Annotated in this window: 16 protein-coding genes; 3 read left to right on the plus strand and 13 right to left on the minus strand. The window is 48.4% G+C overall.

All coding sequences use genetic code 11. From position 1 onward, the window contains the following. Positions 1–171 precede the first annotated feature (171 nt). The 9 genes from iscX to trmJ form a co-directional block, all read right to left on the minus strand. Complete coding sequence (iscX, locus tag M988_RS15735; protein ID WP_004847462.1) at positions 172–372, minus strand: Fe-S cluster assembly protein IscX; 201 nt, start codon at positions 370–372, stop codon at positions 172–174. A gap of 69 nt (positions 373–441) precedes the next feature. Beyond that, positions 442–777 (minus strand): ISC system 2Fe-2S type ferredoxin, encoded by a 336-nt coding sequence (gene fdx / locus M988_RS15740; RefSeq protein ID WP_004847463.1) that lies wholly within the window; start codon positions 775–777, stop codon positions 442–444. Between the two features lie 2 nt (positions 778–779). Continuing rightward, positions 780–2630: a Fe-S protein assembly chaperone HscA gene (hscA, locus tag M988_RS15745; RefSeq protein WP_064574932.1), complete on the minus strand. Its 1851-nt coding sequence runs from the start codon at positions 2628–2630 to the stop codon at positions 780–782. Between the two features lie 80 nt (positions 2631–2710). Further along, positions 2711–3229, minus strand: coding sequence for a co-chaperone HscB (gene hscB / locus M988_RS15750; RefSeq protein WP_004847467.1), 519 nt, complete (start codon positions 3227–3229; stop codon positions 2711–2713). 148 nt (positions 3230–3377) lie between these two features. Continuing rightward, positions 3378–3701 carry an iron-sulfur cluster assembly protein IscA gene (gene iscA, locus M988_RS15755; RefSeq protein WP_004847469.1) on the minus strand — a complete coding sequence of 108 codons (324 nt, stop codon included), beginning with the start codon at positions 3699–3701 and terminating at the stop codon, positions 3378–3380. A gap of 100 nt (positions 3702–3801) precedes the next feature. Then, a complete protein-coding gene (gene iscU / locus M988_RS15760) occupies positions 3802–4188 on the minus strand; it encodes a Fe-S cluster assembly scaffold IscU (RefSeq protein ID WP_004847471.1) in 387 nt (128 codons plus the stop codon). 30 nt (positions 4189–4218) lie between these two features. Further along, positions 4219–5433, minus strand: coding sequence for an IscS subfamily cysteine desulfurase (locus M988_RS15765; RefSeq protein WP_004847473.1), 1215 nt, complete (start codon positions 5431–5433; stop codon positions 4219–4221). Between the two features lie 70 nt (positions 5434–5503). Beyond that, complete coding sequence (gene iscR, locus M988_RS15770) at positions 5504–6001, minus strand: Fe-S cluster assembly transcriptional regulator IscR (protein WP_004847474.1); 498 nt, start codon at positions 5999–6001, stop codon at positions 5504–5506. A gap of 232 nt (positions 6002–6233) precedes the next feature. Beyond that, positions 6234–6965 (minus strand): tRNA (cytosine(32)/uridine(32)-2'-O)-methyltransferase TrmJ, encoded by a 732-nt coding sequence (gene trmJ / locus M988_RS15775; protein WP_004847477.1) that lies wholly within the window; start codon positions 6963–6965, stop codon positions 6234–6236. Positions 6966–7197: 232 nt separating this feature from the next. Between trmJ and suhB the strand changes: the two genes are divergently transcribed. Then, a complete protein-coding gene (gene suhB, locus M988_RS15780; protein ID WP_008812492.1) occupies positions 7198–8001 on the plus strand; it encodes an inositol-1-monophosphatase in 804 nt (267 codons plus the stop codon). Between the two features lie 65 nt (positions 8002–8066). Here suhB and M988_RS15785 read toward each other — a convergent pair whose 3' ends face one another. Together M988_RS15785 and M988_RS15790 are read right to left on the minus strand one after the other, a co-directional pair. Continuing rightward, on the minus strand, positions 8067–9077 hold the full coding sequence (locus M988_RS15785) for a nickel/cobalt transporter (RefSeq protein ID WP_064574936.1): 1011 nt from the start codon (positions 9075–9077) through the stop codon (positions 8067–8069). Continuing rightward, positions 9068–9733, minus strand: a complete 666-nt coding sequence (locus M988_RS15790) for a DUF1007 family protein (RefSeq protein ID WP_008812490.1) — start codon at positions 9731–9733, stop codon at positions 9068–9070. The genes M988_RS15785 and M988_RS15790 overlap by 10 nt, the downstream gene beginning before the upstream one ends. Before the next feature lie 179 nt (positions 9734–9912). Here M988_RS15790 and M988_RS15795 point away from each other — a divergent pair, with 179 nt between their 5' ends. Then, positions 9913–10923, plus strand: a complete 1011-nt coding sequence (locus M988_RS15795; RefSeq protein ID WP_064574940.1) for a PRD domain-containing protein — start codon at positions 9913–9915, stop codon at positions 10921–10923. A gap of 61 nt (positions 10924–10984) precedes the next feature. Here the strand turns inward: M988_RS15795 and glyA are convergent, their stop codons facing one another. Next, on the minus strand, positions 10985–12238 hold the full coding sequence (gene glyA, locus M988_RS15800; protein WP_008812488.1) for a serine hydroxymethyltransferase: 1254 nt from the start codon (positions 12236–12238) through the stop codon (positions 10985–10987). Positions 12239–12608: 370 nt separating this feature from the next. On the opposite strand from glyA, the gene hmpA reads away from it, so the two are divergent. After that, on the plus strand, positions 12609–13799 hold the full coding sequence (hmpA, locus tag M988_RS15805; protein WP_064574943.1) for an NO-inducible flavohemoprotein: 1191 nt from the start codon (positions 12609–12611) through the stop codon (positions 13797–13799). A gap of 75 nt (positions 13800–13874) precedes the next feature. Here hmpA and M988_RS23055 read toward each other — a convergent pair. Beyond that, the coding region (locus tag M988_RS23055; RefSeq protein WP_211271691.1) for a hypothetical protein at positions 13875–14157 on the minus strand (283 nt) is incomplete at its 5' end.

Below are 14157 nucleotides of genomic sequence, written 5' to 3' on the forward strand. Positions count from 1 at the left end.
AGTACTTATACCAAAAATAATTCGAGTTGCATTGAGGCAGCCAGCGAGCGCATTCCAATGATGCGTACTCAACGAACATCACTCCCCCTGATGCGGCTTGAATTATGACGGGTACATTTACTACGGGTACATTTAGTAAAAAGGCCACCTTCTCAGGTAGCCCTATGCTGTTTACTCTGCTTCATCTAACCAGACTAGCAAGATCGCTTCCAGAATTTTTTCGTTTGATTTTGTAGGATCATCATCGAAATCTTCTAGATCGCAAATCCACTGGTGCATATCGGTGAAACGAACCGTTTTAGGATCAACATCTGGAAACGCGTCATACAGCGCTTCGCCAATCTCACGGCTGTCTTGCCACTTAAGTCCCATATCTTCTCCCTAATAAGCGTTATGAGTACTGCCCTGCCCACGTTAAAAGTGGCAAACACATCGCTTATTTTAATGCTCACGCGCGTGGTTAACGGTGTAACGAGGGATCTCGACAACCAAATCCTGATCCGCTACTTTTGCCTGACAGCTCAGGCGACTTTCCGGTTCTAGGCCCCATGCTTTATCTAGCATGTCATCTTCCAGCTCGCTGCTTTCTTCCAGCGAGTCAAAACCTTCGCGGACGATACAGTGGCAGGTTGTGCAAGCGCATGATTTCTCGCAAGCATGTTCAATTTCGATTCCGTTACGCAGAGCAACGTCGAGAATCGTTTCGCCTTCCTGAGCTTCAAGAACTGCGCCATCTGGGCAGTGCTCCTGATTAGGAAGAAATACGATTTTTGGCATTTTTAAACCTCATCCACAGAATGACCAGCCAGCGCTCGGCGAACAGATGCATCCATCCGACGCGCAGCAAATTCTTGCGTTTGTGCATCAAGCACTTTAATCGCAGCTTCAATATCTCCAGCAACATCACCCGCAGCGGCCTGCTCTAGGGCAGTAACGGCCTGCTTGATGTTACCCAGCTCTGACTCGCTGAGCAGTGCAGAATCTTCCGCCAGCGCACCGTTCAGGCTTTCCAACACACGAGCCGCTTCTACTTTTTGTTCCGCCAGCATACGCGCACTGATATCCCCCGTGGCATTTGCCATGGAGTCTTTAATCATGGTGATGATTTCATCATCGCTCAGGCCATATGATGGTTTTACCTGAATCGAAGATTGCACACCGGTGGATTTTTCCATCGCGGTGACGCTCAGTAGACCATCAGCATCAACTTGGAAAGTTACGCGAATATGCGCACCGCCAGCAGGCATGGCAGGGATCCCTCGCAAAGTGAAACGTGCAAGAGAGCGGTTATCTTGGACCAGCTCTCTCTCACCCTGCACAACATGGATCATCATGGCGTTTTGACCATCTTTGAACGTCGTGAACTCCTGCGCGCGCGCTACCGGAATCGTGGTATTGCGCGGGATCACTTTCTCAACCAATCCGCCCATGGTTTCTAAGCCCAGAGACAGTGGGATAACGTCCAACAGCAGCATTTCCGAATCAGGTTTGTTACCCACCAGAATATCTGCCTGAATAGCGGCACCAATGGCCACGACGCGATCGGGGTCGATAGAGGTCAGCGGCGTACGGCCAAAGAAATCGCCCACCAGTTCACGAACTAAAGGAACACGAGTAGACCCCCCAACCATCACCACTTCAATGACTTCATCGGCGGTGACGCCAGCATCTTTCAACGCACGGCGACAGGAAAGCAAAGTCCGCTTAACCAAAGATCCAATCAGTTCGTCAAACTGCGCGCGAGTCACGCAGCCTTTCCAGCCCGCTACCTCAACGTCTACTTTTTCAGCATTGCTGAGCGCGATCTTGGCTTCAACAGCCACATCAAGGAACTGGCGCTGAATACGCGCATCGCTGCGATCGGCATAACCAGATTGCTCACGTAAAAAATCGGCCAGCAGATGGTCGAAATCATCACCGCCCAGAGCCGAATCGCCGCCGGTCGCTAAAACTTCGAAGACACCACGGCTTAAGCGCAGAATAGAAATATCGAAAGTGCCACCGCCCAGATCGTATACCGCAATTACACCTTCTTGGCCTGAATCTAAACCATAGGCAATCGCCGCCGCGGTAGGCTCATTCAGCAAACGCAATACATGCAAGCCAGCCAGACGCGCTGCGTCTTTCGTCCCTTGGCGCTGAGCATCATCAAAATAAGCAGGAACGGTGATTACCACACCATCCAGCTCACCTTCCAGTGTCTCTTTTGCACGCTCTGCCAGCGCTTTTAAAATTTCAGCTGACACTTGAATGGGGTTCACCGATCCGCCCGCCGTTATCATCATCGGTAAGCCATTTTCGCTGGCCTCGAACTGGTAAGGCATATGCGGATAGCGTGCTTGGACATCGGCTAAAGAGCGTCCCATCAGGCGCTTGGCAGAACTAATGGTATTAACCGGATCTTGAGCCGCCTGTTGGCGGGCGTCATAGCCAACGTTAATTTCGTCTTTAAGATAATGGACGACAGAAGGCAGCAAATGACGGCCCTGCGCATCGGCCAGAGTTTCTGCTTGGCCGCTGCGCACGGTCGCCACCAATGAATTGGTCGTACCTAAATCGATACCCGCCGCTAAACGGCGTTGATGCGGAGCAACACTCAGCCCCGGCTCACTAATTTGCAATAAAGCCATCTTGAGCTTCCGTTAAACAAGATTTGTCAGAACAACGTCTGTTAGCAAACATCCATTGAATCAACACAATCAAAAATCGGTTATAGGCCCAGCAGTTTTTCTTCGAGTTGTTCCACTTGCTGCTGTAGCTTGTCGAGAAAACGTAGCTTACGTACAGTGTCCGCCGCTGATTCCCACTGCTGTTGATCCAGCTCGGTAAGCATCTGTGCACTGCGCGTTTTGGTCATTTTAGCGATCCGCGCTGAAAAGGCTATTAACGCTTCTTCAGGGTCGGCCTTATGCGCAATACCATCTAGCTCTTCACGCAATTCTAACTGTTCCATAAGGAACGATGTATCACGCATTGTGTGCTGCTCATTACTCAAATCAAATCCCTGCAAAGAGAGCATATACTCTGCGCGTTTAAGGGGATGTTTTAGAGTTTGATAGGCATCATTGATGGTTGCAGCTTGTTGAATAGCCTGCATACGCTCGCGTTCAGGTTTGGACGCGTAGCGATCGGGATGGAATTGACGCTGCAATTCCTGATAGCGTGAAGCAAGAAGGCTGCCGTCCACTGGGTAGCGAACCGGCAGCCCGAATAATGTGAAGTAATCCATGCCGTGCTCTGATGTTGGTCTGTGGATGAGGTGTCCAAAATACCTCATATACCCTAAATAATTCGAGTCGCAGGCGACGCACATGCAGCTTGAAGTATGACGGGTATACAAAACGTTGCGATACGTCAGCAGACAGCAGTCCGGCCAATCAGACGTTAAAGCTTTCGCCGCAGCCGCACTCGCTGGTCATATTTGGGTTGTTGAACTTAAAGCCCTCGTTCAGGCCTTCTTTCACGAAGTCCAGCTCCGTACCATCAAGATACGCCAAGCTTTTACCATCAACGATCACTCTTACGCCTTTGTCTTCAAACACCACATCATCTTCGTTGGGTGCATCAACAAATTCCAGTACATACGCCATTCCCGAACAGCCAGAAGTTCTCACTCCCAGACGTAAGCCATACCCTTTACCGCGGTTAGCCAAAAATGTCTGTACGCGCTGTGCGGCAGCGTCGCTCATGCTAATAGACATACAACAACCTCAATTCTTGTTAAGCGTTTCTCTGATAACGGCTACTGGCGATTCAGTCTTAAATCGCCAGCCCTGAAACTCACTGAAAAACGTCTACAAATTACTTAGCGGAATGCTTCGTTTTATAATCTGCAATAGCCGCTTTAATGGCGTCTTCAGCCAAAATCGAACAGTGAATTTTCACTGGTGGCAGAGCCAGCTCTTCGGCAATATCCGTATTTTTGATAGCCTGAGCCTGATCGAGAGACTTGCCTTTTACCCATTCGGTAACCAGTGAACTTGAAGCGATTGCTGAACCACAGCCATAAGTCTTAAAGCGAGCATCTTCAATGATACCCTCATTGTTGACTTTAATCTGCAACTTCATCACGTCGCCACACGCAGGTGCGCCGACCATGCCGCTGCCAATGGTTGGATCTTCGTTATCGAAAGAACCAACGTTGCGCGGATTTTCATAATGATCAATAACTTTGTCGCTGTAAGCCATAACGTTACTCCTTAAATTTGAATCCTGAGATTAATGAGCAGCCCACTCAATGGTGCTGATGTCTACACCCTGCTTGAACATATCCCACAGTGGAGACAGGTCGCGCAGACGGCCAATAGACTTGCGAACCAGAGCGATGGCGTAGTCGATCTCTTCTTCCGTGGTAAAGCGACCCAATGAGAAACGAATAGAGCTATGAGCTAACTCATCGTTCATTCCCAAAGCACGCAGCACGTATGACGGCTCCAAACTGGCAGAAGTACAGGCTGAACCAGAGGATACGGCAAGATCTTTCAATGCCATAATTAAGGATTCGCCTTCGACGTAATTAAAGCTTACGTTCAGGATATTCGGTGCACCGTGCTCTAAAGAACCATTTAGGTACACTTCTTCAAGATCTTTTAATCCATCCCACAGACGATCGCGCAGCGCGCGCAGACGTGGAACTTCGGTAGCCATTTCTTCTTTAGCGATACGGTAAGCTTCGCCCATACCGACGATCTGATGAACAGGCAAGGTACCTGAACGCATACCGCGCTCATGACCACCGCCGTGCATCTGTGCTTCAATACGAACGCGTGGTTTACGACGGACGTACAGTGCACCAATACCTTTCGGGCCATAAATTTTGTGGCCAGAGAAAGACATCAAATCGACTTTCAATTTGCTCAAATCGATAGGCAGTTTGCCTACGCTTTGCGTCGCATCAACGTGGAAGATGATGCCACGGCTGCGGCACAGTTCACCGATAGCTTCGATGTCCTGAATCACGCCAATCTCGTTGTTTACATGCATGATAGAAACCACAATGGTATCTTCACGCATGGCTGCTTCTAGCTCTTTGAGATCGATAATACCGTTACGCTGCGGTGCTAGATAGGTCACTTCAAAGCCTTCACGTTCTAACTGACGGCAAGTGTCCAGCACAGCTTTATGTTCGGTTTTACTGGTGATGATGTGTTTGCCTTTCTTCTGATAGAAATTAGCAGCACCTTTAATCGCCAGGTTGTCAGATTCGGTTGCTCCGGAGGTAAAGACGATCTCACGCGGATCGGCACCGACCAGTTCAGCAATGTTGTTACGTGCGATATCTACCGCTTCTTCCGCCTGCCACCCAAAACGGTGGGAACGTGAAGCCGGGTTACCGAAAGTACCGTCCAAGGTTAAAAACTGCATCATCTTTTCAGCTACGCGCGGATCGGCTGGCGTAGTTGCTGAATAGTCTAGATAAATCGGTAATTTCATTCTCTTGCTCCGTACATCACTTCCAAATAATGCATTTAAAGAAAGTGTTATGACTCGTCGTCGCAGCTGCTTATGCGCGCAGATTCACGTTAATCGTGTCCTGACGACCGTTAGTATTGGCACCACGACGCGTATCGGAATTCTGGCGATCGGCAACATCTAGCACTTCTTGGTTATTCACCAGTTCAGCCAGAGTGATGTTATTCAGAAAACCGCTGATACGCTCACTCAAGTCACGCCACAGCGTATGCGTCAGACAACGGGTCCCACCCTGACAACCTTCTTTACCCTGACAACGCGTTGCATCAACAGATTCATCAACGGCAGTGATCACGGTACCTACGGCGATTTCAGCTGCGTCTTTACCCAGCAAATAACCACCGCCCGGTCCACGCACGCTGGAAACTAATCCATTCTTGCGCAGACGCGAAAATAATTGTTCCAAATAAGAGAGCGAGATGCCCTGACGTTCGGAAATATCTGCCAGCGGAACTGGCCCTTCCTGGGAGTGCAATGCCACATCAAGCATAGCTGTAACAGCGTAACGGCCTTTGGATGTCAGTCTCATGGCAAATAGTAACCTTTAAGAAAAAAGATGAAACACGCTTACTTATCGAACGCGTTAATTTTCTCATTCCTGAGTAAAACAGTCAACTATTTAACCTAGTAATTCACTCAACTATTACATCCTGTTAAAACAACGTTACCAGTACAACAACATTCCCTGTTTACTATCAGCATCTTACTCATCGGAATACCTGTGTATTTTACTATGATATTCCGACGAAAGCAGTCTCGATTTAGTGCTTTCCGTGCTCTTGCTTCTCAATTGACGCCAAAATACCGCGCAAAATGTTCAATTCTTGCGCCTCTGGGCGAGCACGAGTAAACAATCGGCGCAAGCGGCTCATGATATTGCCCGGATGAGTCGGACGGATAAATCCTGTCGCGTGCAGAGTTTCTTCCAGATGAGCGTAGAAACGTTCAAGATCGTCCACCAATGGATACGGCTCTTCTTCCGGCACCGGCTCGTGCGCGGCAATACGATCGAGATGAGCAACACGAATTTCATAAGAAATGATCTGTACCGCCATCGCCAAATTCAACGAGCTGTATTCTGGATTAGCCGGGATCGCCACGTGGTAGTGACACTTTTGCAATTCTTCATTTGTCAGACCAACGCGCTCACGGCCAAAGACAATCGCTACCGGTGCATGTTCAGATTCCATCGCGCTACGCTGACCGCATTCGCGTGGTTCTAACATGGGCCAAGGCAACGAACGAGAACGTGCGCTAGTGCCAACGACGAGGCTGCAACCTGCGATAGCCTCATCAAAGGTATCAACGATAGTCGCGTTACCGATGACGTCGCTCGCACCAGCCGACAAGGCAATGGCCTGAGAATCCGGTTTCACGAGTGGATTGACGAGATAGAGGTTAGTTAACCCCATAGTTTTCATAGCTCGTGCAGTCGAACCCATGTTTCCGGTATGGGAAGTCTCCACCAGCACAATACGAATGTTGTCCAGCATGCTAACTCTGAGTTGGTTTGGATAATCGGGATATCTTAACATAAAGCTTCTATTGATCGTTTCTATTGATTTAATCCGTTTCTGATTGAGTTTTCATCATGCCCACCTTTTCATCGCGATCTATTGGCCAGATATAAACAGGAGTGAATTGAAATCAGACGTGGCTGTTTAATTCACAGCCTGCTATAATGCGCGCCGTTTCCTGTTCTTTAACATCCCGTGGAAGATACCCATGCATCCGATGCTGAATATCGCCATACGCGCTGCGCGTAAGGCTGGTAACCTGATTGCCAAAAATTACGAAACTCCTGACGCTGTTGAAACTACACAGAAAGGCAGCAACGATTTTGTGACCAACGTTGACCGTGACGCTGAACACCTGATCATTGAGACTATCCGTAAGTCTTACCCTAAGCACACGATTATCAGCGAAGAACGCGGTGAGTTGGTCGGTGAAGATCACGACATTCAATGGGTAGTTGATCCACTGGATGGCACTGCAAACTTCATCAAACGTCTTCCACATTTCGCAGTCTCTATCGCAGTACGCATCAAAGGCCGTACTGAAGTCGCTGTTGTTTATGATCCAATGCGTAACGAACTGTTCACTGCAACCCGCGGTCAGGGCGCTCAGTTGAATGGCTATCGTCTGCGTGGTGCAGCGGCTAAAGATTTAGACGGTACTATTCTGGCGACCGGCTTCCCATTCAAAGTTAAACAACACGCTCCTGCTTATATCGCCATTTTGGGCAAGTTGTTCACTCAGTGTGCTGACTTCCGTCGCACCGGTTCCGCTGCGCTGGATCTGGCCTATGTTGCCGCTGGCCGCGTTGACGGTTTCTTTGAAATTGGTCTGAAACCATGGGATTTCGCCGGTGGTGAACTGCTGGTTCGTGAAGCTGGCGGTCTGGTGACTGACTTTGTGGGTGGTCATAACTACCTGAGCTCTGGCAATATCATTGCGGGTAACCCACGCGTTGTTAAAGCTATTCTGGCTAACGTACGTGATGAACTGAGCGAAGCGCTGAAGCGTTAATTCTTCCGCTTGTTCAGTAAAAAAGCCGCTCTTTCGAGCGGCTTTTTCGTTTTAGCGGCTGGCCGTTATCGTCCAAACACTCTGCCGCTTCCCATCCCCGTTAGCGCCGCACTTTGATACATCAATAGGCCAATCAAAATAAGCAGCACGCCTCCGGATAGCATCAGCGCTAAACGCCAATAAGGACTAAAACTTCGGCCACGTTGTATTGCCCAGCGCTCCACTATTTTCCGAGCGATGTGCACTAAAAATGCAATTCCGCTAATCGTCAACGCCGTACCTGCAGCCATTGCCATGGCAGCTAACACGCCCCACAGATAAACGCCAATGACCTTGGAAAACAGCAGCACTAAAATAGCCCCAGAACAAGGTCGCATTCCCATCGCAGCAACCACTGCCAACTGAGTTCGCCACGTGGTTGCCGTCGCAATTTCACGGTCATTTGCCACATGCTTATGGCCACAGCCACAGTTGGCGCTATGCTGGTGATGGTGCTCTAACGGCTTTATCACAGAAATCTGTAGACCAGATTTTACCGAGCTGCGCCTAATCATCCTGATCTTATTTAACGCTCGCCAGCAAAGCACCGTACCCAGAAATATCACCAAAGCATAACTGGCTTTCTCTAACCAAAAACTGCTCAGATGTAAGTCACGGGTTGAAAGCTGCAGCACACCTAACACGCCAGAAACCAGCGCAATAGCCACCAAGCCTTGTAGTAATGAAGCCGCCAGCGTTAAACGTACACTGCTACGTAAACGTGAGGGATGCGTTGCCAAATAGGTCGTAATGACAACTTTACCGTGTCCCGGCCCAAGCGCATGCAGAACACCGTAAGCAAAACTCAATGCTACCAGCGTTAAACCTGCCTGCCGCGCATTATCTGCCACTCGCTGTAATAAATATGACATCGACTGATGGAGCGATTTCTGCCATTCAATACTCACCAGTAACCAGTCATTCCAGTGTACAAATGCATATACCAGCGCGCTCATCGCTAACGCAGTCATCATGGCAATAGGGATATAACGCCCACACGTAGAGGATTTTTTGGTAGAGGAGAATATCAATGACATTTTATCTCCACTCGCTGGGCGAATTGCTTGCCGAGCTCCATATCTTCATCCGGCGCATCGGCCTTATCTAAGTTCAGCGCATAGGCTTTTAGCGACGTATCTGGCTTTGGTGTTATCACATTGAGAGTACAGCGTGCCTGCACATCTATTGGCAAAGTCACTGATTTATCATCGGCATAGGTCATATCTACATAGTACGTGGGATCATATGTCATGAGCGTAAACTCAGCATTGAGCGGCTGGGGTTTTGCCAGCAGCATCTCGAATGACAAAATGGCATGATTACCCTCACGGCTAAGGTGGTACTCACTCGGACGATTGAGGAATTTTACCTTTTTGCCCTCATGGTATAGCTCGGTAAAATAGTGCTGGCCAATAACGTTTGCCATGACTTCTGCCGCAAGCTGCTTCCAAATCTCCGATCCGTTCGCCGCATTTCCCGCATCATAAAGCAAATCCGCGGACGTTAAAGGATCCATGGTCCACGTCATTTTCATGCCGGTTAATTGATTATCCGTAATAACCAAAGAATTTTTCATCTCAATGAAACTGTGTGGATGAGCCATAGCAGACTGCGTCCCAAACAGGCCAAAGGTGATGAATAAAATGCTAATCCAACGATAAATACGCTGATTTTTGATGTCAAAATGCAACATAAACTCCCTGTTTAATCACTAGCCACAGCGACAAAGCGCGGCAAAATATTACATTCATTTATTTCTGTATCACAAAAATACAAAAACATGGCATATCAACCCTGCGGCTTTGCACAACTTTGCTATTCTTAGCCAACGAAACATGTTCATTCACTGACCTCAGCCAAAGAGAAATGAATATGAGTTTAGACACACCTCTGGTGCCTGAGCTCTCAGCACAGCAAAGGCACTGCAATCTTGTGCTATTGCTTTTTACACCGACTACCCCACTGCATCTGACTACTATTGGTCGGATCAATCGGGTTTTGCCTGAACAAGCCGAACAGGATATCCATAGCATCGGTCAGGAGATCATGCGTTTCCATGCATTACGCGTGGTATACCATCCGAAACAGGGGTATCGACTACAGGGCTCTGCCTATGATCAGCGGCTATGTATGCTGCATTGGCTGAGGCGAGCTCAACGTCTGCTCCCAAATAGCATCGAAACCATATTCATTCCACGCATCAATGAAAAATCTCCAGCCCCGCCGTCTGCACACTTTCTCCAGCAGATCGACGATATTCTTGAGCAAGCCGAGTCGACACTACATCGAACGTTTGGCGAGCAACCCCGAGAGCTAATTCAGTATTTTTTACGCTACTGCCGGTATCAAAGACAAACGCTCTCTCTGCCGTCATTCCCGCAACATTTAAAATATTGGCTGCACGAGAAAGAAGAATACCGTATTGCTGAACGTCTCTGCCAAGCCACCCACGGTTCGTTGCCTATGGGGATACATGAGCTTGAGTCTGAATTTACCACGCTGTTCTTAACGCTCATTAAAACCTATCGCTATTTACCTGAGATGCACTCAGAAGATCGACATCTCATGGATGAAACCGAATTAGCCATTCAGCAAATTGAAAAACTGACCCAAATAACCTTTAACCATCGTGAACAGCTTTGCACTCAACTTTTTGCCCATATGGGGCCAGCAATTGAGCGCTGCTTATTTGGGATAAAAATAGGTAACCCTCTGCTGGAAGAGATCGAAACCCGCTATCCCGGACTGATGTCAATGACTCAGAAAGCCGTTCAACGTATCGAACAAAATTACCAAATTCATTTTCCTCCCGAAGAGCTTTGCCTCATCGCGGTTAGTTTTGGCGCATGGCTAATACAGGAAGGCGTGCTCGCCGAAAGATAGAGGTTTCACAGATACGAAAAAGCCCGCAATTACGCGGGCTTGGCACATCAGAAATCAGAGATTATGCGTAAACCGGTAACCGGGCGCAGATATCCAAAACTTTCTGTTTGGTGCGTTCAATAGTAGCTTCATCGTTGATGTTATCCAACACATCACACATCCAGCCAGCCAGTTCACGCGCTTCAGCTTCTTTAAAGCCACGACGAGTAATTGCAGGGGTACCAACACGCACACCTGAAGTGACAAACGGGCTCTTAGGATCGTTAGGAACGCTGTTTTTGTTCACGGTGATATTTGCACGACCCAGCGCGGCGTCGGCATCTTTACCAGTGATGTTTTTATCAACCAGATCCAACAGGAACAGGTGGTTTTCAGTACCGCCAGAAACCACTTTGTATCCACGCTTCAGGAAGACTTCAACCATCGCTTTGGCGTTTTTCGCAACCAGCTGTTGATATGCCTTGAACTCAGGTTCCATCGCTTCTTTCAGCGCCACCGCTTTACCCGCGATGACATGCATCAGAGGGCCGCCTTGCGCACCAGGGAACACCGCGGAGTTCAGCTTTTTATACATCTCTTCGCTGCCGCCTTTCGCCAAAATCAAGCCACCGCGAGGGCCAGCCAGCGTTTTGTGTGTGGTGGTGGTCACAACGTGAGCATGTGGAACTGGGTTTGGATAAACACCGGCTGCGACCAGACCAGCAACGTGAGCCATATCGACAAACAAATAGGCGCCGATACGGTCAGCAATTTCACGCATTTTAGCCCAGTCAACCACGCCAGAATAGGCAGAGAAGCCACCGATAATCATTTTCGGCTGATGTTTTTCAGCCTGAGTAGCCAGATCGTCATAGTCAATATGACCACTTTCATCGATACCATAAGGAACGATGTTATACAGTTTGCCAGAGAAGTTAACTGGAGAACCGTGGGTTAAATGGCCACCATGTGCCAAGTTCATGCCTAAAACGGTATCGCCTGGCTGCAACAACGCGGTGTAAACAGCAAAGTTAGCCTGAGAACCTGAGTGCGGCTGCACGTTCGCGTAATCAGCACCAAACAGCTCTTTAGCGCGATCGATTGCCAGCTGTTCAACTACGTCGACATATTCGCAGCCGCCGTAGTAACGCTTACCTGGATAGCCTTCAGCATACTTGTTGGTCAGCTGAGAGCCCTGAGCCTGCATGACACGCGGGCTGGTGTAGTTTTCTGATGCGATAAGCTCAATATGCTCTTCCTGACGCACGACTTCCTGCTCCATTGCCTGCCACAGCTCGGCATCGTAATCGGCAATGTTCATTTCACGCTTTAACATCCGCTTCTCCTGACTCAGCTAACCTGAATTGTCTATTAGACATTGTTCAATAAAAACACACCCTCTTGGGCGACTGCCCACAGTGTAATATGTTTTCACCTTGTTACGATAGACCCTAGGCCATGTTTTTACGCAAACGATTGGCTTGGCGTGGAATAAGGATTTGATCTGGCGAAACAACAGGCATTGCAACCGGAGTTTTCTTCAAATGTGATGTGCAACTATTTCACTTAACAGAAACAATATTTGTAAGAGAGGTCACTAAATAACATCAACACAACAAAAATAGGGATTTACAGCGCAAAGAAAAATCTGTAAGTTGCATTTAAAATACATTATTAAAAACACCTGCATCTGTGAGGATACTTTTATGCTGGATAGCCAAACCATCGCCACCGTTAAATCGACCATCCCTTTACTGGCTGCAACTGGACCAAAACTCACCGCGCATTTTTACGATCGCATGTTTGAGCACAATCCAGAGCTGAAAGAAATTTTCAATATGAGTAACCAACGTAATGGCGACCAGCGTGAAGCGCTGTTCAATGCGATCTGCGCGTACGCGACAAATATTGAAAATCTGGCGGCGTTGTTACCTGCAGTTGAGCGTATTGCACAGAAACACGCCAGCTTCAATATTCAGCCCGAACAGTATCAGATCGTCGGTCATCACCTGCTAAAAACGCTGGAAGAGATGTTTAATCCGGGAGATGAGGTGCTGGATGCATGGGGCAAAGCCTATGGTGTTTTAGCCGACGTCTTTATTCAGCGCGAATCACAGATTTATCAACAGAGTGAAAGCACACAAGGTGGCTGGCGCGATCTGCGTCCGTTCAAGATCCTCAAAAAAGAGAAACAAAGCGATCTCATCACCAGCTTTATTCTGGTCCCCGAAGACGGAAGCCGCGTGGCTGATTTCCAGCCGGGTCAATACTTAGCGGTTTATATCCGCCATCCGAGCTTGCCACATCAAGAAATCCGCCAATATTCTCTGACCAACGAACCCAACGGTGAATACTATCGTATTGCGGTAAAACGCGAAGGTCAGGGTCAAGTTTCGAACTTTATGCATGATATCGCGCAAGAAGGCGACGTAATTCAAATCGCACCTCCGCACGGTGATTTCTTCCTTGAAGTCAAAGAAAACACGCCTGTTGCACTGATTTCCGGCGGCGTAGGCCAAACACCTATGCTCGGCATGCTGCATACGCTACAGGCTCGCGGTCATCAGGGTGAAATTCAGTGGCTGCATGCCGCAGAAAACAGCAAAGTACGCGCCTTTGCCGATGAAGTGAATACGATTATTGCCGCTATGCCAAACGCACGAAGCCACGTCTGGCTACAGCAAACCAGCGCAGACGATTGCATTGATGTCGATTTTAACTATCAGGGGTTAATGGATATCACTCCGGTCGCTGATGCGTTGAAAAATAATGAAATGCACTATTATTTCTGCGGACCGGTAGGTTTTATGCAACATGTTGCAAAACAGCTACAGGCACTGGGTGTCGATGCGGATCGTATGCACTATGAGTGTTTTGGACCGCATAAAGTGGTATGAGTTTTCGAACAGCGATTAATGATGTTGTTTATATGAGCATTTTGTAAGGTTTAAGCAGCCACTCCGTAGCAGCTTTCACATGCCGGTTTGGAACGTCAGTATCCTATGAAATTGCGGTGAAATGTTTCGGTCACCTATGTTACTGCTGTGTAATGTTCCGCCCGCCTGTTCATACCGAGCTTCATTGATACCCTTGTGAAGGCGTACGGGCAGAGACCACCAGCGCGTGGTCTCTGCACTTGCGGTTATCTTCACTACGGTTTGGAACGTCAGTATCCTATGAAATTGCGGTGAAATGTTTCGTTCGCCGGTCAGCAAATGCGTTTCCATGAACCCACTGGCGTAGGCGACCGATGAG

Source organism: Hafnia paralvei ATCC 29927 (assembly GCF_001655005.1).
GTDB lineage: Bacteria > Pseudomonadota > Gammaproteobacteria > Enterobacterales > Enterobacteriaceae > Hafnia > Hafnia paralvei.

What these genes read in the sequence shown, in the direction of transcription:
- hscA (WP_064574932.1), bottom strand. Translation starts at nt 2,630, where the DNA reads ATGGCTTTATTGCAAATTAGTGAGCCGGGGCTGAGTGTTGCTCCGCAT.
- iscX (WP_004847462.1), bottom strand. Translation starts at nt 372, where the DNA reads ATGGGACTTAAGTGGCAAGACAGCCGTGAGATTGGCGAAGCGCTGTAT.
- iscR (WP_004847474.1), bottom strand. Translation starts at nt 6,001, where the DNA reads ATGAGACTGACATCCAAAGGCCGTTACGCTGTTACAGCTATGCTTGAT.
- glyA (WP_008812488.1), bottom strand. Translation starts at nt 12,238, where the DNA reads ATGTTAAAGCGTGAAATGAACATTGCCGATTACGATGCCGAGCTGTGG.
- hmpA (WP_064574943.1), top strand. Translation starts at nt 12,609, where the DNA reads ATGCTGGATAGCCAAACCATCGCCACCGTTAAATCGACCATCCCTTTA.
- suhB (WP_008812492.1), top strand. Translation starts at nt 7,198, where the DNA reads ATGCATCCGATGCTGAATATCGCCATACGCGCTGCGCGTAAGGCTGGT.
- M988_RS15795 (WP_064574940.1), top strand. Translation starts at nt 9,913, where the DNA reads ATGAGTTTAGACACACCTCTGGTGCCTGAGCTCTCAGCACAGCAAAGG.
- trmJ (WP_004847477.1), bottom strand. Translation starts at nt 6,965, where the DNA reads ATGCTGGACAACATTCGTATTGTGCTGGTGGAGACTTCCCATACCGGA.
- iscA (WP_004847469.1), bottom strand. Translation starts at nt 3,701, where the DNA reads ATGTCTATTAGCATGAGCGACGCTGCCGCACAGCGCGTACAGACATTT.
- fdx (WP_004847463.1), bottom strand. Translation starts at nt 777, where the DNA reads ATGCCAAAAATCGTATTTCTTCCTAATCAGGAGCACTGCCCAGATGGC.
- M988_RS15765 (WP_004847473.1), bottom strand. Translation starts at nt 5,433, where the DNA reads ATGAAATTACCGATTTATCTAGACTATTCAGCAACTACGCCAGCCGAT.
- hscB (WP_004847467.1), bottom strand. Translation starts at nt 3,229, where the DNA reads ATGGATTACTTCACATTATTCGGGCTGCCGGTTCGCTACCCAGTGGAC.
- iscU (WP_004847471.1), bottom strand. Translation starts at nt 4,188, where the DNA reads ATGGCTTACAGCGACAAAGTTATTGATCATTATGAAAATCCGCGCAAC.
- M988_RS15790 (WP_008812490.1), bottom strand. Translation starts at nt 9,733, where the DNA reads ATGTTGCATTTTGACATCAAAAATCAGCGTATTTATCGTTGGATTAGC.
- M988_RS15785 (WP_064574936.1), bottom strand. Translation starts at nt 9,077, where the DNA reads ATGTCATTGATATTCTCCTCTACCAAAAAATCCTCTACGTGTGGGCGT.